Raw genomic sequence first — 25,122 nt, forward strand, 5'->3', positions numbered from 1 at the left:
CAGGGCTGAATGTCTTATTTTCCTTTATTATATTTCTTTATGTACTGTTCCAAAGCCATGGTCATTGAAGGAGCCTGAGGCATGGGTGCTTGAATATCCAAACGCAAGCCGGCATCTTTCACGGCTTTAGCTGTAGCCGGTCCAAACGAAGCTATTTTGGTATCGTTTTGCACAAAATCAGGGAAATTCTGCATTAATGAGGCAATTCCTGACGGACTGAAGAAAACCAACACATCGTAGTTTACATCTTTCAAATCGCTCAGGTCGCTACTCACTGTGCGGTACAGAATAGCCTTGGCGTACTTTACTTTTGCTTTATTCAACAGCGTAGGAATCTCCTGCTTATGAATGTCAGAAAGCGGCACCAGAAAACTCTCGTCTTTATGCTTCTTCACTACATCGGCCAAGTCGGCAAACTTCCCGGTTGAATGAAAAATCTTTCGCTTTCTATACACGATATACTTTTGTAAGTAAAAAGCTGTTGCTTCTGAAATACAGAAGTACTTCATCGTATCAGGCACGGTAATTCGCATTTCTTCAGCAATGCGGAAATAATGGTCGATAGCAGTACGACTTGTAAAGATGACTGCTGTGTAATCGAGCAAATTAACTTTTTGCTGCCTAAAATCTTTTGCAGAAACCGCTTCTACCTGAATAAAAGGTCTGAAATCGATTTTCAGATTGCTTTTTTCAGCCAAATCAAAGTAGGGAGATTTGGGTGTTGAGGGTTTGGGTTGTGAAACCAGTATTCTTTTAATCTTCAATGTGCTACAATTTAAATTCAACTAAACCTTTACCTCATTTACTATTCCCTAGTATATCATTACCTTAATAAGTACTGACAAGGGTAAAATTTCTAGGGCACAAAAGTACAAAAACATATAAAATATTGAAAGCGGGCTACGTAAAATTATTTTTGCCCCTCGAAGTAATTGGATAATATACATAATTATAAACAGCCCCAGTCCCGCCTTCAGAAGCAAGGTGGCTGTAGTGATATCGACAAAAGGCACCACGCAAACAATAGGCAAACAAGCAATTCCAAAGACTTTACTCAGCATATTTGCATTAAAAAGATACTCTCGTGTGGATTGTTGTGCATCGAACACGGCTGCCACAAAACGATAGAGTAAATTTTTGATGAAAAAATAGCCAATAACACCGGCATTGACCAGTACAAAGAAAGAAAATGGACTTAGCCGTTCGGGAGTTTTACCGCCTATATGGGTAAACTCAAAAACCAGCATCGAGGTGGAAAGAAAAAACAAACCAGTTAAAGCCCACGATGGTTTCTGGTTCTGTAAATTTCTGCTTGAAAAAAGCTTGGTGGCTGATTGCTGGTAACGAATAGATGAGAATAAATCATTCAGATACCTACCGGCCGACAGCTTAATAAAACCTGCAACCACTAAAGCCAAAAGAATAAATCCCGCCAGCCAGTCTTTTGAATCTTCAAAAGGGGTACTCTTCCGTTGAATAACAGGTGGTGTGGCTATTGTCTTCAGGGAATCGATAAGACTAACAGGTGCATTTACGACCGTGTCTGCCAATTCCGTTTTTTCTTTATCTACCTCATCGGATATTGGCCCTTCTGTGGCAGAAACGCTACCCGTGTACAGCATCGACGCATCCTCGGAAGCGATAAGGTTAAAGTAAACCGAATCTTCTGCAGACCAGGTTTTGTATTTAACTTTTTTGGGGGTAACTGCACGCTGAACCTGAAGGTATTTTGGTTCTTTTGTAACCGCTTGCTGGATTGGGGTACGCAGATTTTTACTCGTTGCCAGACTATCAACACGTTCAAGCTGCTGATTTTCGGAACCTTGTATCTGCTGTTGTATTTCTGTCATCTTCCCCTTTAAAAGCAATTTTCACAAAAGTAATTAAAATTACTGTTGAATTAGCTTCTATCTTTCCTTCTGCTTATTTAACTGCTGCAAATTCAATGGCATTCGCACTCCATCGGGGCAGTTGCTCCAAAGCCCCGCACACTTCTGAAGCGGAAGCCACCACATGCCATAATTGCTTGTGCTCGGCACGCATGAACTGCTCGTCCACTAATTTATCCAGCATTTGAAGCAATGGATCGAAAAATCCTGCCGTATTCACAATAATAATAGGCTGTACTATTTGTCCCAGTTTTTTTAACGATAGCACTTCAAACAGCTCTTCAAGCGTGCCTATTCCTCCAGCCAGCACAACGATTGCATGACTATCCTTCACCAGTAGTTTTTTCCGCTCAGCCATATCATTCACATGAATCATATCTGTTACGCCTTTGTGCTCCCACTCTACTTCCACCATGAAATGAGGAATAATACCCCTGACTTGTCCTTGCAGCTCCAATGCCCGAGTAGCCAAAACCCCCATTAAACCAACTTCTCCTCCTCCATACACGATTCGATAATCTGCCTTTACCAATTCTTCAGCCAGCTTGGCTGCTTCTTCCAGGTATTCGGGCTTAACCTTTGGACTAGAGGCACAAAAAACAGTTACATTCTTCATCTGAAAAAAATATTTTAGTCGTATTACCTAATTTATTCAAAGCACCTTACATATATTATGCCGAATCTCCAACACACCACATCGCCGCTCCTAACAGAACAACATCCTTTAAGATGCTTTGGCCGAGTTTAGATAGTTCGGGGAAACCATAAGGAGCCAACCAAACATATCCGGATGTGAACAGCATGGTTACACTGAGAAATAAAATCACAGTGGCCAAAACACCGCCCACCAAAGAGAGCTTTCGGGCAACTGGTTTAAGCGCCAGCATAACACCAATCAGTATTTGCAGATAGGCCACCACCTGCGTAAATGCATAAGCGGTGATGTACTTGAGCATCCAGCTAAATAGAGATGAGTTAGATAAAACGTCCCGAAGGTAGTTTGCTTCGCTATTCTTGAGTTTCATCAGTCCTAACCAAATAAAAACTACTGCCAATCCGTATCTAAAAATAAACTGAGCGAGTGCTTTAAATGTTTTTGCAATCATTAATTAAGGATTAAAAAATTGAGATACCCGTTTTGGTTGTGAATAATTCGAGCGCTTTTACGCCTGCCAGTGAATTACCGTACTTATCAAGGCCCGGACTCCACACACATACCGAGAGTAAACCCGGAATAATTGCGGCAATGCCTCCACCAACGCCACTTTTTCCTGGCATCCCCACTCGAAATGCAAAATCTCCCGCAGCATCGTAAGTACCACATGTCAGCAGTAAAGCGTTGAGCCGCTTGGCCTGGCTGGCGGTTAAATACCGTTTATTAGTGAGTGGATGTACGCCATGATTAGCCAGAAAAAGAAACGCCCGGGAAACATCTTCACAGCTCATTGAAAGCGAGCAGTGACCAAAATAAAAATCCAATACCTCATCCACATCGGATTCGATATTGCCGTAGCTTTTCATAAAATGCGCCAGAGCTGCATTTCTGTGACCAAATGCTTTTTCTGAGCGAAACATTGCATGATCAATGTGTATGGCCTTATTTGCTGCCAACCCTCTGATGTAGTCAATCATGTCGTTTAACGAATCCTGGGTATGGCTTACCACACAATCGGCTACTACAATCGCCCCCGCGTTGATAAACGGGTTACGTGGCTTCCCATTTTCATGTTCCAACTGAATTAGTGAGTTAAACGGATTGCCCGAGGGTTCTTTACCTACCCGTTCCCACAAGCCGTCCTTAAGCATTGAAAAGGCCTTGGTTAAGGTAAACACCTTAGAAATACTCTGAACAGAGAATTTCGTCTGCGCCTGTCCGCAATAATACTCTCGCCCATCGAGCAAGGAAACAAACATGCCAAAGTTATCTTTATCAACATTTCTTAACTCCGGAATATAGTCGGCAACAGCGCCTGTGGCTAACAAAGGCTTCACCTCCTCAGCTATTTCTTCAATAACTCGCTGCCAGTCGGTATTCAAGGCTGTGGTTGTGCTCATCAAGCAATATTATTTATTCTTCCGAAACGGAAGGTGGTATTCAAGAGTGTAGGTGAATCCCATGTTGGTCGACCGATCCCTGCGGCCGAAACCCGGAATGGAATATGGCTCCAGCTCATTATCTTTGCCAACATTAACAATGGTTTTGAACCGCACGCTCCACCCCATGTAGAAGTTTTTAAGCACCTCTGAGCGCAAGCCAAATACAAACTCTCCCCAATGCGAAGCAACTGTAGAGGCTCCAATTGAGTTTGAAACATCGCCCCAGTATTCTTCTTTTATGGTGTAACGCGGACAGCTATGTTCCTGCACAGCCACGCCATAACGGAAACCTATCAGAACATTATCGTTATTCCCAATTTCTTCAACCTTGAACAAATTATAGTCAATACCGGCCCTTATGAAACTCCCGTCAGAGGAATAGCTCATTTGGTCCGTATCCAGCTCAACGTTCTCATAACCTACTTCGGCCGCCAGCTGCCACTTGCGGTTTAAGGTATAACGCACATTAGCTTCCGCACCCAAGCGCTCGTTTGCAAAAGCATGCATAATAAAGGGCGCCAAATCAATGCCCACGGCCAAACCTGGATTTCCTTTGTTTAACTGCTTTTTTTCGGCTTTAGTCAACTCCTTATTTTCACTCTGTGCGACTACCCCAAGGCAGAGCATCAGTAGATTAAGGCTCAATAAATATTTTAACATTTTCCAGATTTTCGTTGTACAACACCGAAGGGTAGTTGATGACCACCGAATCGATAAGGTTAATTGAATAAATCACAGTATCCAAGGTAAGGTTATAGGTAAACCCACAATCGCCCGAAACATAATTAAGCTCCCGATTGTAAATTAACATCAAGGTATCATTTAAATCACTCGCCGCAGTGCGCTCTCTCAAAATAAATGTGGTTGTGTCTCTCTCCAGGTTAACAGGCATATACATTTTACTTACTGTCACACTATCAATTAACGGGTCCTTGTTGTTGCCCATTTCATCATAGCCCCATAAGTAAACACCATTCAGTGTCGTATCTTTTGCCTCTCCGTTTGCAGCGGCATACAAACCAGCCTGAATAGCACTCTGTCCTGAAAGGCAAAGACTTGACTCGTCGCAAGCAGCAAATAACAGAATTATTGCAGCCATTATAATTTGGCCAAAAGGTTGTTTTTTCATCCGTTAAGCTTTGTTACAAAAATAACATGTCCAAAGAACAATGAAAGAGCTATCCAGAAAAAAACGCCTTTTTAATCAATATCCGACGTGTACGCTATCGAACGCCCAGGTGTTCGCTTGTGTACATTTACTAAATATAATAAAATACCTTATTCATCTGGCTTTCTATTACTTAATAAGTTAGGCGTATTAATTGTACACAGGCGTACATTAACTTAAACTAGAAGTTTTGTTATGAAGAACCGTTTTTTACTACTGGCTTTTTCGCTCATTTTAGCCAGCTTGGGTGTCGTTAGTGCCCAATCGAATAAAATTAGCTTTGTAGAATATGATTTAGATAACGGCCTGCACGTTATCTTGCACGAGGACAAGTCAACGCCAATCGTGACAGTTTCGGTCATGTACCATGTAGGTTCAAAAAATGAAAATCCTGAGCGAACTGGGTTTGCCCACTTTTTTGAACACCTGATGTTTGAGGGAACACAAAACATCCCCAGAGGCGAATACTCAAATTTTGTGGAGCAAGCAGGGGGCACGCTCAATGCGAACACCTCCAATGATCGCACCTATTATTACGAAATCCTTCCTTCGAACCAACTGGAATTAGGTTTATGGCTTGAGTCGGAAAGAATGCTACACGCCAAGGTTGACTCCATTGGTATCCGAACACAAAAGAAGGTGGTTATCGAAGAAAAGAAGCAAACTGTAGATAGCCGTCCGTATGGCACACTGTTCCAGGAAACAATGAAAAGAGCTTTTAAAGAGCACCCCTACCGCTGGACGGTTATTGGCGATCCCGATCATATCCGCGCCGCAAAAGATGAAGAATTTCAGCAGTTTTACAAGGAGTTTTATGTGCCTAACAATGCGGCTTTAGTAATTGCCGGCGACATTGAAATAGAAACAACAAAAGAACTGGTTAAAAAGTATTTTTCAGAAATCCCCAAAGGGAAAGATGACATTTACCGACCTGACGTGGTAGAACCAGCCTTAGGCCAGGAGGTGCGCGACACTATTTTTGACAATGTGCAGCTACCACTAATTGTGCAGGCCTACCGCACACCAGCCATGGGAACAGAGGATTACTACGCGCTGGATATGCTTTCAACCCTTATGTCGGGTGGACAAAGCTCTCGTTTATACAAATCGTTGGTTGACGAGCAGCAAAAAGCACTGGAGGTCGGATCCTTTGCCCTGCCATTTCAAGATCCAAGCGTGGCATTAGCTTTTGCTCTGCCGAACATGGGCATTGACTGTGCCGATTTGGAAGCCGCCATTGACTCTGAAGTAGCCAAAGTGCGTAATGAGCTCATCTCAGAAAGAGAGTTTCAGAAATTACGCAATCAGTTCGAGAATTCATTTGTTAAATCCAACGTTAAGCTGGCAAGCAGAGCAGAAAACCTGGCAACAAACTATGTGTACTTTGGAAACACCGATTTAATCAATACCGAATTGGACAAGTATATGGCTGTTACCCGTGAAGATATTAAACGAGTAGCCAACAAATACTTTGTGGAAGATAACCGGGTTGTATTGTACTATTTGCCAAAAGCGCAACAAAATTAACCCCATCCATAGATCGATTTACTGATGATACAAGAATATCCCATTCGCCCCGAATGGACAAAAACACACAATAGAATGAAAAAATCAGTTTTATTTATACTAGCACTACTAGTTACTTTTAATATAACTGCCCAGCTAGACAGAAGTACACCTCCAAAACCAGGACCGGCCCCCAAAGTGAACATTGGCAAGGCGCAAACCTTTGAGCTGAAAAACGGCCTTAAAGTATTTGTGGTTGAAAACGATAAAGTACCAGTCGTTTCGTATACCCTATCGTTGGATATTGACCCTCTTGTGGAAGGTGAAAAAGCTGGCTACTCAAGTATTGCCGGCGATTTAATGAGCTCGGGTACCAGTGAGCGCACTAAAGCCCAAATTGATGAAGCGGTGGACTTTATTGGTGCCACCTTAAAAACCAGCTCTAAAGGAATGTATGCCTCTTCATTGAAAAAGCACTCCGGCGAGCTCTTGAACTTAATGACCGACGTTTTATACAATCCTTCTTTTCCTAACCAAGAACTTGAAAAAGCCCAAAAACAATTATTAACAGCTCTAAAGTCACAAAAAGACGACCCACAATCCATTGCCTCCAACATCAAAAATGTGCTGCGCCATGGTAAAAACCATCCTTATGGCGAAATACTCACCGAAGAGTCGGTGAAAGCCATTACTGTTGATGATTTAAAAGCCTATTACGAAACCTATTTTCGTCCGAATGTAGCCTACCTTGTTATTGTTGGCGACATCTCTTTAAAGGAGGCTAAAAAGCAAGCCAAAACTCATTTTGCACAATGGGAAGCCAAGGAAGTCCCAGCGCACAAATACGAATATCCTAAAGGCTTTGATGTGCCTAAAGTGGTTGTAGCCAATAAGGATGGCTCCACTCAATCCACCATCTCTTTATCGTATAACATTGACCTGAAACCTGGCGATGCGGATGCCATCAAAGCGCGGGTGATGAACAGTATCTTAGGCGGTGGTTCATTCAGTGCCCGTCTGTTTCAAAACCTGAGAGAGGACAAGGCGTTTACTTATGGTGCTTATTCATCATTGAGTTCAGACGAACTGGTGGGGACATTCAATGCCGGAGCCAATGTGCGCACCAGCGTTACCGATAGTGCGTTTACTGAAATCATTTACGAAATGAAGCGCTTGCGCACTGAGCTGGTTGATGAAAAAGACCTTCAGCTGGTTAAGAATGCTTTAACCGGAAGGTTCTCCAGGTCACTGGAAGATCCGGCAACCGTTGCTCAATTTGCGCTAAATATTGAAAAATACAACCTGCCTGAAGATTATTATGAAACTTACCTGGAGAAATTGAGTGCGGTAACTGCCGAAGACGTACAGGCCATGGCCCAGAAGTATCTAACCCCTGATAACGCCCTGATTTTGGCAGTTGGCGATGTACCAAACATGAAAGCCAGTCTGGCAAAATTTGCTAAAGACAGCAAGGTAGAGATGTATGACTTCTATGGCAATGTGGTTAAAGCCATGCCTTTGCCTGCCGACCTTACCGCTGAAAAAGTAATTAACAAATACATTGCGGCTATTGGTGGAGCCGATGCCATAGCAGCCGTTGACAACTATGTACTGGAAGGAACCATGAGTGTGCAAGGCATGCCGCTTAATATGAAAATGTACAGTCGCCGTCCAAACCACCAGTGTGTCGAAACATATATGCAGGGCAACCTGGTTTCAAAGCAGGTGTTTAATGGCGAAGCAGGAAAAGTAGTCAGCCCAATGGGTGAGCAAAAGATTGAAGGTGAAATGCTGGAAAACATGAAGGCTGAATCAGTGCTGTTTCCCGAAACACAATATGCAGAACTTGGCTATCAACTCGAATTGCTGGGTGCTGATAATGTGGATGGACAAGATGTGGTAAAAGTAAAAGTGATAAGTCCCTCTGGCAAAGAGCAAACTGTTTTTTACAGTCGCAACACCGGCTTAAAAGTTAAAGAAGTAAGCACAAGCCCGCAAGGCACCATGGCCAGCACGTATACCGAGTATGCCGAAGTTAATGGTATAAAATTCCCGAAGAAAATGAGCCAGGCCGTTGGTCCCCAATCATTCGACATCACTTTTGAAACCATCAAAGTTAACGAAGGTATAGACGCAAGTAAATTCGATATCTAAATCATTGGCAAAAGAGGTATCGACGCAATCGTAGTTTTTAAGATCTGATTTATTATTTCGGACAAAGTTAGATTGATAGTTTGAAGATTGCTAGTAGGAAGGCAGCCAATGGGCTGCCTTCTTTTATTTCAGAACAATTACCCTTTAATTCAAAAATCCATGAGTCAGTCGAAAGTTAACCGCCGCTCCTTTTTTAAGCTTGCTACAGCCGTTGGTGCAGGCGCAATAATTAACCAACCACAATCTATCTTAGCTGCTCCGCCACAAGAACCAAAACCTGGCAAACCAGTCACCAATATAGCCGACGCTTTAAAATACCCGCGCAATGAGTACTCACTACCCGGCAAGTTCCCCGGCAGAGTGGTAAAGGTAACAGACGAATCGGCAGTTGTTGATAATGTGCCACAAGAAGCCGTTGCCCACAAAATGATTGAGAAAGCCATGCTCCGCCTTACCGGCGAAACAGATATTAATAAAGCCTGGAAACAGTTTGTTTCCGCCAATGATATTATTGGGCTTAAAGTCAATCCGGTCGCCGGCAAACTTCTATCAACCAGCCATGCCGTTGTACAGTCTATCGTTAAGCAACTTGAGAACGCCGGTATCCCAAGAAAAAACCTGGTGATATGGGATCGCCGCTTAATGCAATTACACGAAACAGGCTTTACCGAGGAGCACTATCCAGGCATAAGCATCAGCGGCACTGAGCAACAAGATGCCGAAGGTGGTTTTTACGATAAAGACGGCCAGCTTTATGGTGAGAAGATGATTGACAAGGAGTGGTATTATTATGCCGATGTGGAAGGAGAATACGATGAATACACCATTCCCTATATGGTGAACGGTGGTAAGTACTCCTACTTCACAAAAATATGTACTCAACAGCTTGATAAAATCATTAATGTCCCCATCCTAAAAAATGCCGGCCCAACCGTTACACTTTGCCTGAAAAACCTGGCCTATGGCTCTATTAGTAACACCGGACGACTGCACAAGCAACTCTGGTCCGACACCTGTGCCGAAGTGTGTGCTTTTCCGCCTATACGCGATAAGGTTGTGCTGAACATCGTTGATGGGTTAAGAGGCTGCTACAATGGTGGCCCGGGAGCCAATCCACAATTCATTTGCAACTACAATACCATTATGGCCGGAACCGACCCTGTAGCCATCGACCGCATTGGTCACGATATAGTCGTGAAAAAACGCATTACCAAAGGCATACAGGAAAAAGACGATCCCAGACGCCTGAAAGTCATGCAAATGGCTGAGGACTTGCAACTGGGCGTTGCAGATTTGGAAAAAATAACGCTGGAAGAAATATAAACCGTCTGTTCATGAAGCAATTATTAATCACTACTGTACTTATTATATCATCCTTTATTTGTCAGGCTCAGATAAAACTAATTTCAGAGCAGACCTATGATGCAGGTGCCTTGTATGGGTATATGAATGGCGGATCTGAACTTTATAAGGAATATGAATTTCAAACATTAACCGTTCAGGAACTCGAAGTTGATGGTCAAGTGCTCAAGTTCGAATGCTTTGAAATGGCAAGGCCCATCATGGCCTTCGGCATCTTTTCGGTCAATACTTATCAATGCCAATCAGACGTAAACAAGCTGCTGCCGCATAGTTGCGCGTCTGACTATCAATTGCAGGCGGCATACGGTAACTGGTACCTTTCAATCATTAACAATTCGGGCCAGAAAGCGGCACAAGCAGCTGCCAATAAAGTCTTGCGCAACTTCATCAACAATCATTCAATACAGAATGATAGCCTTCTACCCAAGCATATTGGGCAGTTACACCCCGACAGGATAATGTACATGAATGGTTTGCTGGCGATGGAAAACAGAGCTGCTCAATGGACCGATGTATATCAACAGCTGGGTATTAATGACTGCTTCATCCTGCAGTGGAAGGCTTCTAAAGCATCTGTTTTGGTAATTAAAGCAGATAACCACATGAAAAATAAAAGTATTGCTAAAAACTCCCTGATGAAAGTTAAAAAAGGTGTTGCCTACATAGCCTTGAAAGGATACGATGATGATTTTATTAAACAGCTGTTTAAACAGCTTTAGAATGATTGTTAATAAAACTTAAGGCAGCTTGCGGAGCTGCCTTTTATGTTAGGTAACTTTTTATCATCTTTAAAGAAAAATCCTACAATGAGAACATATCTGCTCATAGCCAGTTGGTTTTGTCTGGCCCCTCTATTCTCCCAAAGCCAGGAAGAAATCCTGAAATATTTTCACACCATCACTGCCGAAGAAGTTTTTGATTATGCCCAAACCCTTTCAGAACCACAATTTGAGGGCCGCTTGGCAGGCAGTCCGGGCTATACAAAAGCGGCAGAATATGTGGCTGCTCATTTAAAAGAATGGGGCATTCAGCCGGGTTTTAATGGCAGCTACTTTAAGCATTATCCGTTGGACTATACCAACGTTAAGTCGCTTGGAAGCTTTTCCGCTCAGTTAATCGACAGAAAAGGCAACACAATCAATAAAACCTACCAATTTCCGGCCCATTACTATCCCGGTTCAAACTCAGGTACGGGAGAGATAAGTGGCGAACTGGTTTATGTTGGCTATGGCATTACAGCTCCCATTTATCAATACGATGACTATAAAGGCCTTGATGTAAAGAACAAGATTGTGATGGTTGAAACAGGCCATCCAAAACCTACCAATGCTTCAGAATGGGACGATTGGGCAGCTTATGCCGGCTCATCTGAGAAAATGAGCAATGCGCTGCAGCATGGAGCCAAGGGAGTCCTGTTCATCTCTAAAATTGCAAGTCCGGGTATACAATACCACAAAAACATTGTCTACTGTCATATTGATGCGAGTGTGGCCGAAGAATTCTTTTTTGCCCGAAACTTAAACCTGGATGAAATCAGGAAAACACTTAAGCAAAAAAATAAACCTCACAGCATTGAACTAAAACATAAGGTCACCATTTCGGCTGATACCGAGTACCATCCCAATGGCTCCTACGCCAACCTTATCGGCATTATTCCCGGCACTGACCCACTGCTTAAAGAGGAAGTGATTATGGTAGGTGCTCACCTCGATGGCCAGGGCAAACTGGGCGAACTGTTTCCCGGGGCCCTGGATAATGCCTCCGGCGTAGCGGATATCATGGCAGCTGCCAGAGCCTTATCGAATCTGCCAGCTCCTAAACGAACCATTGCCTTCTTCTTTATCGGGGCCGAAGAAAAAGGACTGCTGGGCGCCCTGGAATATGCAAAAGCTCCCTTGTTCAGTAAGGACAAAACCATTTGTTACATTAACCTCGATATGGTTGGCAATGGCAGTGGTCTATATTTTGGTGGAGGCCATTCATTTCCTGATATCTATAAGCATTTCGAAGCCAGCAATGAGCATTTTATCCACCGTCCGCTAAAAACAAATTACCTGAACCGCAGCTACAAAGGTCGACCACGAACCGATGGCATGGCCCTGTCTAAGCATGGCTTTAGAGCCTTAAGCGTGCATTGCACAGATAGAGTAAAAAAACTCTATTACCACCACCCCGCCGACACACCAGAAACATTGGTGCCTGAAATTATGGAAGATGTGAGCAAGTGGATCTATCTAAGTCTATACTCCCTTGCCAATGCCAACAGTATCGACCTGAATGAAGAAGTAAAACCTGAAAAATCCCAAAATTAACCAACACAATCACCCCAAAACATGAAACACTTATTCCTTTTAATCACCTTTAGCGCTGTTTGTCAGCTACTCATCTCGCAAAACAGTGCGCCAGTAGTTGTTGAGCCTTTAGTCAGTGAGCTAACTGCACCTGAAGATAAACTATTTCGATTACCCATCGATCCTGAAAAAATTTTTGAGGACGCAGATGGTGACATATTAAGCTACCAAATTACATCTAATGCCAGTTGGCTAAAAGTCTTTAATGACACTCTGGTTGCTGGAACCCCTTTTGCCTCAGATATTGGAGAGTATACCATTGAAATTACGGCCAGCGATCCCTCAGGCCAAACAGCCAGTACGGATTGTACGGTCATTGTAGAAGAAGTGAATGACCCGCCGGTTGTTATTCATCCATTAAAACAGCAGTTTCACAGAGCAGGCTTTGCCACATTTAAAGTTAGCTACTCAGAGGTGTTTGCAGACGAAGAAGATCAACAACTCGAGTATCAAGTCTATTCAAGCAATAATCAAATTGCCGAGGCCAAATTACTCAACGATTCCATTACTGTTACGGAAAAAGGTGCCGGAAGCTGTAATATCATTCTTAGAGCATCAGATAGTGGAGGACTCTATACGGAATCAAAAATGTACTTAAAAATACACAGTCCATCAGAACTCCTGAACTTAAGCACTCTAACAACCGGCAACAGTGGCTTAACCGGTAACTTTATAGTTAATATCTCAGAAGACCGACAAGGCAACCTATGGTTTGGAGGACACCGCGAATTGACACGGCTGGAAGGGGATACGGCTTGGCATCAGTTTAATTCTCCTTACGGGAATAGCCATATGTACGCCACCTGGCAGGATAAGGCAGGAGACCTGTTTTTTGTCTGTCACTATACCGTGATTAAATATGATGGCGAAAGCTATACCTTTATTGGTCACGAGACCATACCTGAATTCCCAGAGGCCATTTTTAATGGCTGTGTATCGCCCGATAATCGATTATACATAACCGGCTACACTCCTGAAGGACGCACTCAGATTAATATAACCCGCTCTACCGACAACGGATGGGAGCACTACCTCTCCATTCCTCTGCCCAATGATTTTCCAATGATTTATGATGTTGAAGTAGATACCAAAGAAAATATCTGGTTAGCTACAGACAATGGAATTTTCTTATACAATACCACCGATGGACTTACGGATTATGGCGCTCCATTAGGGATTAATGACTGGATTACAGAAATTAAGATTGCCCCGAATAACAGCATCTGGGCGGTTGCATATAATAATCAAGTCTTTCAAATTAGTGATGATAAAGTTGAAAACCAGTATGCTATTTCTTCGAACTGCCTCTACACCGACTCAACAACAACCTATGTTGGTGGCACAGATGGACAGCTATACACAATCAGAAACAATGCGATTCAACAGTATACCCTCGAAAACCCCTTAGAAGCGAGCCTACGCACAACAACCAATTATGTAAATGCCATATATCCAGACTCCAAAGGTCACATTTGGGTTGGAACGAACTATGGCTTATACAAGTGCCTATATGGTGATTTCAAGGACAGCAACATCACAATGTATAATAACTACGACGGCTTACCATCTAACTTCATTTACAACATTCAAAAAGATTTTGATAACCATTACTGGATATATACCCATGATGGCCTATGTAAATACGATGGTGTCAATTGGGAGTTTAAAGGGCAGCACAACTATCTGCACACGATTGACAAAGCTGGTAACCTGTGGTTCAGTACAAATCAAAGCAGTGTTAATATGATTGACCGCTTGGGAAACACAACAAGCTATGAACCTCACACGACAGGTATTACTGAAGTATACGATATCATTGCAGATACAGATAATAACATTTGGTTAGCCGGTAATGGAGGCCTCTCAAAATATGAGAATAATAACTGGATCAATTATAGCGTTGGTAATGGTCTTCTATCTGATAGAGTCAGGTTAATATTTGCGGACTCCAATGGAAACATCTGGATTGAGTATCCCCAAGAATTGCCTGAATTTGACTATGGCATTTCCTATTTCGATGGCAGCACCTTCCACCATTTATCCACTAGCGATGGATTAGCCGATAATGCCATTAATGATTTTGCCGAAGATCATGACGGAAATATTTGGCTGGCCACATATCAGGGACTAACAAAATTCAGCAATAACGAGATGCAAACCTATTACAGAGGCGACCTTATTGCGAATTATGTGGAGCGGCTGGCCATTGACCCAATTGGAGGCTTATGGATTTTATACTCCAGTGCTGACGACCTCGGCCTATCCCGCTTTGACGGCACAAAATTTGAGCATATCACCCAAAACAATGGCCTGCCAAGCAACAAAGTCAGATTTGCCTTCTTCGACTTTTTCGTCAATGATAACCAGCTAAAAAGCACAACCAATCAAAAAATATGGTTAGGGTTTGAGGATGCAGGCTTATCAAATTATTTTAATAACTATACAACATCTATCCGTCCGGCCAATGCCGATTTTCCAAAATGCACCGTCGGTCCCAATCCATCGGACGGCATGGCATACCTATCATTCAGCAGTTCCCCTATGGAGAAAATTAGTTTAAAGGTGGTTGATTTAACCGGACGTGTAATTGAACACCTTAATTACCCGCCCAATACGGTAAGGTTACCACTTGATTTAAGTCATCTAACAGATGGCAATTATTTAATAAAAATCACTATTGGTGAAATGATTGAAACTAAAGCCATCACAATTAAACACTAGACACTTATAATCGTACAAAACAGAGAGGTTAGGCCAATACATGCTTAACCTCTTTTATTACTTAATGATCAGTGCTTAGTATTTTCGAACAACAACTCCCAATAGCCCACATCAATCCATTGATCAAATTTGCGTCCCACCTGTTTAAACTGGCCAATCTTTTCAAAACCAAATTTTTCGTGCAGAGCAATACTCGCTTCATTGGGCAACGAAATGCCGCCTATCACAGCATGAATGGACCGTTCTTTCAGATCACCCAACAATTTTGCATACAAACAGGACCCAATTCCCCTTCCTTTTGCTTCAGGATGAAGATAAACGGAGCTTTCGACCGAATGCTGGTAGGCTTGACGCGCCTTCCATTGCGTCGCATAAGCATAGCCTAAAACCACTCCCCCTTCTTCGTATACCAAATAAGGATACTTTGCAGAAATAGTGTCAATACGCCTGGCCATTTCTGCTGCAGAAACCGGCTCCAGCTCAAAAGTCACTATACTGCTTGTGACAAAATAATTATAGATAGCTGCTATAGCAGGCGCATCAGTGGTTTTGACCGTTCTTATCATGGCGTTTTCAATTGAATGGAGCGTTCACATCAACAAAGGTAGGACTATCCGCTAAATTAAACTCAAAGCACTCATAAAAGCAAAGCCCGGATGACGTTTCAAACGGGCTTTTACTGAGAGATAAACCTTAAAATATTACAATGAGTGCCATTCCTGAACGAATGGCAACGAAGTAATCAACACTATTCCACAGTAACCGATTTAGCCAGGTTACGCGGTTGATCCACATTACAGCCTCGCATCACGGCAATGTGATAGGAAATAAACTGAAGTGGTACACAGGTTAAAAGCGGCGCAATGGCCTCGTGACAGTCCGGCACTTCAATCACATGATCAGCCATTTTCTTTATCACCTCATCACCTTCGGTAACAATGGCGATTACCTTTCCATTCCGGGCTTTCACCTCCTGTATGTTACTCACAATTTTTTCGTAGGATTTGTCCTTGGTGGCCAGCACAAAAACCGGCATGTTCTCATCAATAAGAGCAATGGGACCATGCTTCATCTCGGCAGCCGGATAACCCTCGGCGTGTATGTACGAGATTTCCTTCAATTTTAAAGCGCCTTCGAGGGCAACCGGAAATAAATAGCCTCGCCCAAGGTACAGGGCATTGCTGGCCTCCTTATACGTTTCAGCAATTTGTTTAATAGCTGACTCGCACTGCAAAATGGCTCTTATCTTATTGGGCACTTGCGTGAGTTCACCAATCAGCTTCTTATAGTCGGCATCATTTAAATGGCCTTTTGTTTTACCCAACAACAAAGCCATCATGGTGAGCACTGTCACCTGCGAAGTAAACGCTTTGGTGGAAGCTACACCAATTTCAACGCCTGCGTGCGTATATACACCGGCATGTGTTTCTCTCGGGATTGAAGAACCGGCGACGTTACATATTCCGAGGATAGTTGCTCCCTGTTGCTTGGCCATCTTGATGGCCGCTAAAGTATCAGCGGTTTCACCACTTTGCGAAATGGCGATAATCACATCATCCTGATTAATGATTGGATTGCGGTACCTGAACTCACTGGCATATTCCACTTCCACCGGGATACGGGCAAACTCTTCCAGCAGATATTCGCCCACAATGCCGGCATGCCACGATGTTCCGCACGCTGCAATAATGATTCGTCTGGCGTTAGTGAGCTGGGGCAACACATCGAGGATACCACCTAAAAATATTTTAGAATGATCCATAGCTATCCGTCCCCGGAAGGTGTCCTCAATAGAGATGGGCTGCTCATATATTTCCTTGAGCATAAAGTGCTCAAACGCTCCCTTGTCAATTTCATCAATGGTGAGGTCTACCTTTTGTATTTTGGGCTTCAGTGCGTCATTCTGAATGTTCTTCAGCGTAAGCTTCTCTTTACTGATAATGGCCACCTCTCCGTCATTCATGTACACCACCTGATCAGTATATTCCACAATTGGCGTGGCATCGGAAGCCAAAAAATACTCCTTATCGCCCACACCAATAACCAAAGGACTGCCTTTACGCGCTGCAATCAAACGATCTTTTTCGTCAACACAGGTAATTACCAGACCGTAAGCGCCCACTACTTTGGTAAGCGCCAAACGAACAGCCATTTCAGCATCTACTTCCTTGCTGATGTAAATGTTCTCGATAAGATTAGCTAAAACCTCAGTATCGGTTTCACTTTGAAAGGAGTAACTACGACTAATCAGCTCATTTTTAAGATGCGAATAGTTCTCAATAATGCCGTTATGGACAACAATGAACTTACCATGCAGCGAAGTGTGCGGATGGGCATTGGCATTACTTGGCTCGCCGTGAGTGGCCCAGCGTGTATGTCCCATTCCTATGGTTCCGGCAATGGATTTACCTTTAGTATGGTTTTCCAAATCTTTCACTTTGCCCTTGCATTTATACACATTAACCTCGCTGTTAATTAATGCGATGCCTGCCGAGTCATATCCCCGGTATTCAAGGCGCTGCAAGCCTTTTACGATAATCGGATAAGCCGTTCTCTCTCCAATGTATGCTACAATTCCACACATAATAGTCTGTTTATTACAATTCTGTTCACGCCTGTAATTCACTATCGCACAAGTAGTAGCGAATTATTCATTCTTCAGATGCTCAGCTGTAAAGTGAAAAAAAGAGGAATCCCAAAGGAACTCCTCTTCAAACAATGTGTGTTATGCAAAAGACGTTAGTTCGTCTTGATTATTTCCACAAACTTTCAGGTGCTAAATTCTCCTTTTCGATGTCTTTGAAGTAATTATAGGTTCCCACCTTCAACTCGTAGGTGGCTGCCTCATCACATACAATAACTCCTTTAGGATGCATTTGCAAAGCACTGATTGTCCACATGTGATTGATTCCTTCTTCTACAGCATGTTGCAAAGCTCTGGCTTTGTTATGTCCATTAACGATGATCAGCACTTCTTTTGCATCCAACACGGTTCCTATGCCAACTGTTAGAGCTGTTTTAGGCACTTTGTTCGGATCGTTATCGAAGAAACGTGAGTTCGCTAAAATGGTATCATAGGTTAACGTTTTAACCCTTGTGCGGGAGCTTAATGATGATGCTGGCTCATTAAATGCCAGGTGACCATCAGGACCAATACCGCCCATAAACAGGTCGATACCACCCATCTCCTTAATTTTATTCTCATAACGCTGACATTCAGCTTCAGCATCTTCAGCCATTCCATCCAACAAGTTGGTATTTTCAGGCTTTATGTCAATGTGGCTAAAAAAGTTGTTCCACATAAATGTGTAATAGCTCTGTGGATGCTCACGAGGAATCTCCTGATACTCATCCATGTTAAAAGTTACCACGTTTTGGAACGATACTTTGCCTTCTTTATTCAGTCTAATCAGTTCTTTGTAAGTCCCCAGTGGAGACGAGCCCGTTGGCAATCCAAGAACAAAAGGTTTGTCACCTTGGTGTTTGTTAATTCGTTGTGCAATGTAACTTGCTGTCCATGCCGATGCCTGTTGGTAATCCGGCTCAATAATCAAACGCATAGTAATTTATTTAAGGTTTATTCTCTACTTTAAGAGGATAAGCCTTTCTTTCAGTTCTTCAGCCAGTCTGCTTTTTTCCCTGATATGATTACTGATGTCTTGCACTGAAGGATGCTTCTCAAATTCGCCGCGCACTTGTTCAAAGTCCATAATCCGCGTTTCTTCCGAGCCATCGATGCCAAACCCGGTTTGGGTATTTAAGGTAAACTCCTTATGAGCATCGGCATACACCATATTATCCAAATCGATAACACACCGTTTCCACTCGTCCACAAAAGACAGAATCTGATCAATTTCAACGCTCTGAAAATCAATATCAAATTCTTCTCTAAAAACCCTTAAGCACCATGTCCATGCATAATCGAAATAGTTATCGTGCAGCATGGCGTATCGCTCATTGAGTTCATCCAGATCGTTGATGTTACCTTTTTGCAAATCATCAAGCAGGGTCATTACCCTTTCTTGGGGTACCAGCAAACCAGCCATATCAATCCACTCCCCATCACCATAATCGGAAGTTTTTGAAAGGCTTTTCCTTAATTCGCTTAAAGATCCAAAGATAACATCTTCCAGTCTTTTTATCAGTGCATTCCCTAAAAACTTTACTATGCCGGTATTATATAACTGTATTCCACGTTTTAATGACGAGTTGGTTATCTTCACGCTGTTGTACATGTAGTAGTCTGATGTCGGGCCTGAGGATACTCTTAATGCCTTCAAAACCTTTTTCCCATTAATCATTTTTTGAATGGTGAAAGGACTTAAGAGATTGAAGTTGATAAAATCGAGCAGTTTTTTATCCGTCCGCCTATCGCGCTTGGGCCATTTACGGGCATCACGTATTGTGCCCACACTACGCAGGTTCACCCCCGGCGCCAGTATACTTTCATCCTTGTTTTCTATCAGGTAAGAAAATGGCAACTGGGAAGTGTCCGGATTCCGGTAATGCCGCCCCATAACCAATGAAAAGGCTCCAATATGCGCCGGCCACAGCAGATAGGAATCGCTGGTTGTTTTCGAACCACGCTCCACCACTCCCTGATGGATAGGCCCCAACTTGTACATGTGATTACTCTGGTTTGAACCACTCCCGGCATTCATAAACGAAAAATAGCCGGCAATCAGTAGGGTCGATTTGTGATGCGTTACCGTATAAGGGCCTGCAAACACAGAGCAGGCCTCACCATGAAACCCTTGACAATTGGCAAAGAACACCGAATTTTCGGCCGAATAGTGCTTACCTAACTCACAGCCCTGACCGATGAAACACTTCGAAATAAGGGCGCTGTCGCTTACTTTTGAGCCTGATGCTGCAATAAAATTTTCGGCAATAACACCGGGGCCAAAATAACTGGGGGCCTCCATTGTGCTGTTGATTGAGCCATTGGATAAGCGATATACCCCCTCAACCAGAGCGTATGCTCCCACATTGGTATTGATGATGGTGCGACAGTTGATAAGCTGAGCCCCTTCGTAAATGGTTCCTATTGGGCTACAGATACTTTGCTTGTAATTACCTATAAGATTCTGTATTCGCTCAATAACCTCTGGCTCGTGACGATACATGGCCAAAATATACGCTGTATGAGCGGATAGCTCATTATAAATGGTTATTTCACGTCCGCCAGCTTCATTTAATGCCGACACCTGCACCCCATTGCCAAAACAACTGCTTTCTTCTGTAATGATTGTATCCACATTCTCAATCACCACGTTGGAATGAATATGGTAGTTGGCAATATGGTTTTTTACTTGATTAATGTACACATCAGAATCGATGGTACAATTATGAATGGTCGCATTAGAAAGCCCGGCACGCTTTTCAACTCCTCCTGGAAATGTAAATATCCGTCTAAAGGCCCCAAGCTTAATAGCACCTGAGAAGGATACATTCCTGACGCTTGCTGCATCAAAATTAGTATCAACCTGTATTTTACTCCAATCGGAACAAAGGCAGTTACGTTGCTCCAGAGCTGTTATTTCTTGTTCTGTTAAGGACCGGTATGAATTCATTTTCTTTGATGTGTCAAAGCATTACGAAGCGAATGTAAAAAAGAAATTGGCACCAAAACAGGCTTAGAACGAAAAGAAAGCTAAATACAATAAAAACATAAATAAAGGCTGCCAATACAAAGGTTGAGAAAGGCCTGAAAATTTATTAGAAAGCAATTTTACTTACGCAAGCTGCACTGCTCCTTTTGAAACTTTTTGAAACAACAAAGGGTGCCCATGAAGGCACCCTTTGTGTTGGTATTTAAAATATCTTGATTACCGCGGACGGTATTGATAGTATTTGATATTCATCCTTAAAGGCTTGTCGGCATCGGCTCCTCCAAACAACACTACGCGTTGGAAGTTGGCCGTGGTATTTTCAGGCCCAATATAGAATTCTTTGGTATCCAGACCACCACCATCCTGATGCATCATAATGTAATTAAACACATCGGCACGCATAATGAAACGGTAAATATACTCAGGTCGTCCTTCTTCACTGTAGCGAATCTTTCGCTCTCCAACACCATCCATCACACCATCACCATCAATATCTCTACCAAATAAAGGCGTGGTAATTTCATCTCCAAACTTCTCAATGGTATAGATTGGTGTTACCAACTCTCCCTCTTTATCTTTCCACTTAATGCTTAGCTTATCAGGAACAGGATAATAGTCGGGTTTCGAAGAAACCGTATCAATCTCCATAAAAAACTCGATGTTTGATACCAAACGATAATCATCCACCGGATTGTTCTCAGGGTTCTTAATGGAGTCGGTCCAGCTTAGTATTTCTTCGGGTAACTGCATTTTCATATAGCTACCCGCCATTCCTTGTATATAAATTCTTTCCTGCGACACCTCTTCGGTGCTCACCGTGGATTCTAGTTGATGTTCGTAAACATTAAAACGGTTGTTCTCAATGTTAACAGGGAACACATAGGAATAGTTAGTCGTATCCGTTGTGAAAACAGGAATGGTATCTGAACCAACAATGTCCCACTCTTTTATTTTTTTAAATATGCGATTAAAGTAAATCGTCATGTCGGTATTAGGCGCCGAGCTATTCAGATTCACCTTTGTCAACCACCCTTTCTCATCCTCAGTTGGTGCGGCCAGCGCAACATATATTCCACCAAATGCGCTGGTAAAGTTCCCGGTTGAGGAGAGGTCTGTTTCATCCAGGTTGAATATCCTGTTTTGAACGGTTTCGTTAAGTTTGAAATTCCAGGCTTTGGTAGTTTGCTGATGCCCTTTTCCTCCATCGGCAATATAAGCACTATCCACCTCCCACAGGTAGCCGGGAGCATTCCATAAACTATCGGGGTTTGCCCAAAATGCGGCCTCACTGTTCCACGCTGCGGAACGGTATTGTTGCGGCACATCATCATTCGGATGAAGCGCACCACTTGCAATGGGCATAACATCGTACATACCAGCCACCTCATGGTCGCTGTAATACGGCTGATCGTATGTTCCCAAGCCAATGTCCGTGATCAGTTCGTAAACATCAACCTCTTGCTTGGCCAGCATATTACCATACCAATTATTAAACTGATATTTTAAGGAAATTACAACACTATCAACGGTCCATGTATCATAAGGATACCTCTCGTCTCCATTGTTATTGAACTTATCGAAGCTAACGTCTTCATAGATAACCGTGTCGCGACCTGAATCCGGGTCAACTCCAATAATTGTGTCGCACACAATAATACCGCCTACTCGCTTTCCGATAGAAAAGTTAGTTAAGAAACCTGCCTTTGATCTGCCAAACTCAGGGTCCTTAAAATCCCCTATCACACCATAGGTAGCATCACTGGTTCGCACGCTCTCCCGCTCCACATTGGTAGTCAGCAGATCATGCCCATTGAAGGTCATCCCTTTAATCATCTCACCTTCGGGCAGCACATCTCCGCTTAAGCGGGCCGGCTCATCCTCACAGGCAATCGTTAAAGAAAGAAGGCCAATAACTAATGATTGGCCTATTTGAGTAAATATTTTTGTAGGAGAATACTTCTTCATACGTTTTCTGTTAATTAATCGAGCAATGAATCGTAAAAGCCATTGTAAGCGCTAACATAGCTTTCTTCATCGTGAAATCCTAAGAATGGCTTGCCAGATTGCTTAATAAATTCACTAATTTCGGGGTTAATCGTTTCACTGCCCTGAATAACTCCGTCAGACATGGAAATAGCCAACTTGGTCAAGTTAACATAGTCGTTGGCTTCCATCACCTCTAAATCACTATCCTCTACCCCATCCAACTTTAGTTTCTCTTTAAAGTTTTCACTCCATAAACTGGTAAAGTCATTGTCGTAAACGGTATAAACCACTTTTGAATTAGCAAAATGAGGATCTTCATTCATCGCCTTTTTGATATAAAGCGGTGCTAAAGCTGTAAACCAGCCGTTACAGTGTACAACATCTGGCGCCCACCTTAACTTCTTGGTTGTTTCTAAAACACCTCTTGCAAAAAAGATGGTTCGTTCGTCATTATCTTCAAATTCGTTTCCATCGTCATCCACCAAAGTGGATTTTCGTTGGAAGTAATCCTCATTATCGATAAAGTATACCTGCATGCGTGCCGCCTGAATGGAGGCTACTTTAATAATCAAAGGGTGATCGGTATCGTCAATTATCAGGTTCATGCCTGACAATCTGATAACTTCGTGTAACTGGTTACGGCGTTCATTGATACAGCCAAAACGAGGCATAAAAGTTCTGATTTCTTTTCCTAGTTCCTGAATGCCTTGCGGTAAATAACGACCTATTTTAGACATTTCTGTCTCAGGTAGGTAAGGTGTTATTTCTTGAGAGATGAATAAGACTTTTGCTTTTTCCATTATTATAGTGGTAGAATATTTTTAGCAAACGCAAAAATACGAAAAATAAACCACCTAACAAATTAAACCCCTTGCACGCATGGCGATATAGCCGGCCTGAAAGCTAAAATATCCACTATTATGGCATAATTTAACAAGGTTTTACAAATTATTGAATCAAATGTGATAAGTATTTTATTACTTTGCCCCGCTTTTTCTGACACATTAAAGCATGATTACCATGCTGCGTGTCAAATAATAATTTAGCCATGCAAGTAGTTCATACGGTTGCCGAACTTCAGGCTTTGCTTGAAAAAGGAGGAAACAAACAAATTGGCTTTGTGCCAACAATGGGCGCATTACACCATGGGCACTTATCCCTGGTTGAACAAGCCTCGCAACAGTCCGACATTGTGGTGGTTAGCATTTTTGTTAACCCTACACAGTTTAATAATGCCAAAGATCTTGAGCGCTATCCTCGCGATTTAGATACCGACTTACAGGCACTCTCATCGGTTCGCTGCGACTATGTATTTGCACCATCGGTAGACGAGGTGTACCCCGAAGAAGATAAAAGACTGTTTGATTTTGGAGCCTTGGAAAAGGTGATGGAAGGAAAATACAGACCCGGTCACTTCAATGGCGTAGCACAAGTTGTTAGCCGCCTGTTTAACATGGTAAAGCCAGACAAAGCCTTTTTTGGCCTGAAAGATTTTCAGCAACTGGCAATAATTCGCGAAATGACCAGGCAATTGGATCTCCCTATTAAAATTGTTCCGTGCCAGATTGTGCGGGAAGAAGATGGCTTGGCCATGAGCTCACGCAACATGCTATTGACTGATAAGCAGCGAAAAAATGCACCTGCAATAGCTCGTACTTTATTCGAATCTTGTAACTTTGCCCCCAAGCTGTCGGTAGAGGATGTGAAAAAACAAGTGGTAGAAGCAATAAATGCTACCGAGGGGTTAGAAGTAGAGTATTTTGAAATCGTGGATGGCGATACTTTACAGGCAGTTGACAGTTGGGACAAGAGTGATTACATTGTTGGATGTATAGCTGTGTTTGCCGGCGAGATTAGATTGATAGATAACATGACATACAAAAATAGGGATCATGAATGTTGAGGTTGTAAAATCAAAACTACACAACGTTTCTGTAACGGAAGCTAACTTGAATTATGTGGGAAGCATTACCATTGATGAAGACTTGATGGATGCCGCCAATATAATTGAGAATGAAAAGGTTCAGGTTGTAAACAACAACAATGGGGAGCGCCTCGAAACATATGTAATTAAAGGCGAACGCGGCTCAGGCGTTATTTGTTTAAATGGTGCAGCAGCCCGCAAAGTTGCAGTAGGCGATGTGGTTATTATCATTACCTATTGCCACATGCCACTGGAAGAGGCCAAGCAGTTTAAACCAACCTTTGTGTTTCCGGATACCGCCACCAATGCGTTGATATAAACTAACTTTAATAAAAAAATACAGATAACCCCG

At 42.7% G+C, this 25,122-nt stretch carries 21 protein-coding genes; 8 read left to right on the forward strand and 13 right to left on the reverse strand.

Features of this window, described 5'->3' with window-relative positions; genetic code table 11:
- Positions 1 to 14: 14 nt before the first annotated feature.
- The 7 genes from ACSX1H_RS06940 to ACSX1H_RS06970 form a co-directional block, all read right to left on the reverse strand.
- Complete coding sequence (locus tag ACSX1H_RS06940; RefSeq protein WP_439183115.1) at positions 15 to 764, reverse strand: uroporphyrinogen-III synthase; 750 nt, start codon at positions 762 to 764, stop codon at positions 15 to 17.
- Positions 765 to 812: 48 nt separating this feature from the next.
- Positions 813 to 1,850, reverse strand: coding sequence for a DUF4271 domain-containing protein (locus ACSX1H_RS06945; protein ID WP_439183116.1), 1,038 nt, complete (start codon positions 1,848 to 1,850; stop codon positions 813 to 815).
- A 73-nt stretch (positions 1,851 to 1,923) separates the two neighbouring features.
- On the reverse strand, positions 1,924 to 2,505 hold the full coding sequence (locus ACSX1H_RS06950; protein WP_439183117.1) for an LOG family protein: 582 nt from the start codon (positions 2,503 to 2,505) through the stop codon (positions 1,924 to 1,926).
- A 55-nt stretch (positions 2,506 to 2,560) separates the two neighbouring features.
- Positions 2,561 to 2,995, reverse strand: a complete 435-nt coding sequence (locus ACSX1H_RS06955) for a DUF417 family protein (RefSeq protein ID WP_439183118.1) — start codon at positions 2,993 to 2,995, stop codon at positions 2,561 to 2,563.
- Positions 2,996 to 3,005: 10 nt separating this feature from the next.
- The gene (locus tag ACSX1H_RS06960) at positions 3,006 to 3,944 is read right to left on the reverse strand and encodes a glutaminase (RefSeq protein ID WP_439183119.1); all 939 of its coding nucleotides are present in this window, start codon (positions 3,942 to 3,944) and stop codon (positions 3,006 to 3,008) included.
- Between the two features lie 9 nt (positions 3,945 to 3,953).
- Positions 3,954 to 4,646 carry a DUF6048 family protein gene (locus ACSX1H_RS06965; RefSeq protein ID WP_439183120.1) on the reverse strand — a complete coding sequence of 231 codons (693 nt, stop codon included), beginning with the start codon at positions 4,644 to 4,646 and terminating at the stop codon, positions 3,954 to 3,956.
- Positions 4,621 to 5,115, reverse strand: a complete 495-nt coding sequence (locus ACSX1H_RS06970) for a DUF6452 family protein (RefSeq protein WP_439183121.1) — start codon at positions 5,113 to 5,115, stop codon at positions 4,621 to 4,623. Before ACSX1H_RS06970 ends, ACSX1H_RS06965 begins: the two co-directional genes overlap by 26 nt.
- 234 nt (positions 5,116 to 5,349) lie before the next feature.
- Here ACSX1H_RS06970 and ACSX1H_RS06975 point away from each other — a divergent pair, with 234 nt between their 5' ends.
- From ACSX1H_RS06975 to ACSX1H_RS07000, 6 genes are all read left to right on the forward strand, one after another.
- Entirely contained in the window at positions 5,350 to 6,681 is a 1,332-nt protein-coding gene (locus ACSX1H_RS06975; RefSeq protein WP_439183122.1) for a M16 family metallopeptidase, read from the forward strand.
- Between the two features lie 75 nt (positions 6,682 to 6,756).
- On the forward strand, positions 6,757 to 8,814 hold the full coding sequence (locus ACSX1H_RS06980) for a M16 family metallopeptidase (RefSeq protein ID WP_439183123.1): 2,058 nt from the start codon (positions 6,757 to 6,759) through the stop codon (positions 8,812 to 8,814).
- Positions 8,815 to 8,973: 159 nt separating this feature from the next.
- A complete protein-coding gene (locus tag ACSX1H_RS06985) occupies positions 8,974 to 10,137 on the forward strand; it encodes a DUF362 domain-containing protein (RefSeq protein ID WP_439183124.1) in 1,164 nt (387 codons plus the stop codon).
- 11 nt (positions 10,138 to 10,148) lie between these two features.
- Positions 10,149 to 10,895: a DUF6599 family protein gene (locus ACSX1H_RS06990; protein WP_439183125.1), complete on the forward strand. Its 747-nt coding sequence runs from the start codon at positions 10,149 to 10,151 to the stop codon at positions 10,893 to 10,895.
- Positions 10,896 to 10,982: 87 nt separating this feature from the next.
- The gene (locus tag ACSX1H_RS06995) at positions 10,983 to 12,488 is read left to right on the forward strand and encodes a M28 family peptidase (RefSeq protein ID WP_439183126.1); all 1,506 of its coding nucleotides are present in this window, start codon (positions 10,983 to 10,985) and stop codon (positions 12,486 to 12,488) included.
- 21 nt (positions 12,489 to 12,509) lie between these two features.
- Positions 12,510 to 15,248, forward strand: coding sequence for a two-component regulator propeller domain-containing protein (locus ACSX1H_RS07000; RefSeq protein ID WP_439183127.1), 2,739 nt, complete (start codon positions 12,510 to 12,512; stop codon positions 15,246 to 15,248).
- A gap of 68 nt (positions 15,249 to 15,316) precedes the next feature.
- Here the strand turns inward: ACSX1H_RS07000 and ACSX1H_RS07005 are convergent, their stop codons facing one another.
- The 6 genes from ACSX1H_RS07005 to ACSX1H_RS07030 all read right to left on the reverse strand — a co-directional run bounded on the left by ACSX1H_RS07005 (position 15,317) and on the right by ACSX1H_RS07030 (position 23,646).
- Complete coding sequence (locus ACSX1H_RS07005) at positions 15,317 to 15,814, reverse strand: arsinothricin resistance N-acetyltransferase ArsN1 family B (protein WP_439183128.1); 498 nt, start codon at positions 15,812 to 15,814, stop codon at positions 15,317 to 15,319.
- A 182-nt stretch (positions 15,815 to 15,996) separates the two neighbouring features.
- Positions 15,997 to 17,832: a glutamine--fructose-6-phosphate transaminase (isomerizing) gene (gene glmS, locus ACSX1H_RS07010; protein WP_439183129.1), complete on the reverse strand. Its 1,836-nt coding sequence runs from the start codon at positions 17,830 to 17,832 to the stop codon at positions 15,997 to 15,999.
- A gap of 169 nt (positions 17,833 to 18,001) precedes the next feature.
- Positions 18,002 to 18,808 (reverse strand): glucosamine-6-phosphate deaminase, encoded by an 807-nt coding sequence (gene nagB, locus ACSX1H_RS07015; protein WP_439183130.1) that lies wholly within the window; start codon positions 18,806 to 18,808, stop codon positions 18,002 to 18,004.
- A gap of 24 nt (positions 18,809 to 18,832) precedes the next feature.
- Positions 18,833 to 20,821 (reverse strand): DUF4954 family protein, encoded by a 1,989-nt coding sequence (locus ACSX1H_RS07020; protein ID WP_439183131.1) that lies wholly within the window; start codon positions 20,819 to 20,821, stop codon positions 18,833 to 18,835.
- Positions 20,822 to 21,076: 255 nt separating this feature from the next.
- A complete protein-coding gene (locus tag ACSX1H_RS07025; protein ID WP_439183132.1) occupies positions 21,077 to 22,825 on the reverse strand; it encodes a DUF4270 family protein in 1,749 nt (582 codons plus the stop codon).
- A gap of 14 nt (positions 22,826 to 22,839) precedes the next feature.
- Complete coding sequence (locus ACSX1H_RS07030; RefSeq protein ID WP_439183133.1) at positions 22,840 to 23,646, reverse strand: glycogen/starch synthase; 807 nt, start codon at positions 23,644 to 23,646, stop codon at positions 22,840 to 22,842.
- Positions 23,647 to 23,894: 248 nt separating this feature from the next.
- On the opposite strand from ACSX1H_RS07030, the gene panC reads away from it, so the two are divergent.
- Together panC and panD are read left to right on the forward strand one after the other, a co-directional pair.
- The gene (panC, locus tag ACSX1H_RS07035) at positions 23,895 to 24,749 is read left to right on the forward strand and encodes a pantoate--beta-alanine ligase (protein WP_439183134.1); all 855 of its coding nucleotides are present in this window, start codon (positions 23,895 to 23,897) and stop codon (positions 24,747 to 24,749) included.
- Positions 24,739 to 25,089 carry an aspartate 1-decarboxylase gene (gene panD / locus ACSX1H_RS07040; protein WP_439183135.1) on the forward strand — a complete coding sequence of 117 codons (351 nt, stop codon included), beginning with the start codon at positions 24,739 to 24,741 and terminating at the stop codon, positions 25,087 to 25,089. The genes panC and panD overlap by 11 nt, the downstream gene beginning before the upstream one ends.
- Positions 25,090 to 25,122 lie beyond the last annotated feature (33 nt).

It is taken from the genome of Carboxylicivirga taeanensis (assembly GCF_051851475.1).
GTDB lineage: Bacteria > Bacteroidota > Bacteroidia > Bacteroidales > Marinilabiliaceae > Carboxylicivirga > Carboxylicivirga taeanensis.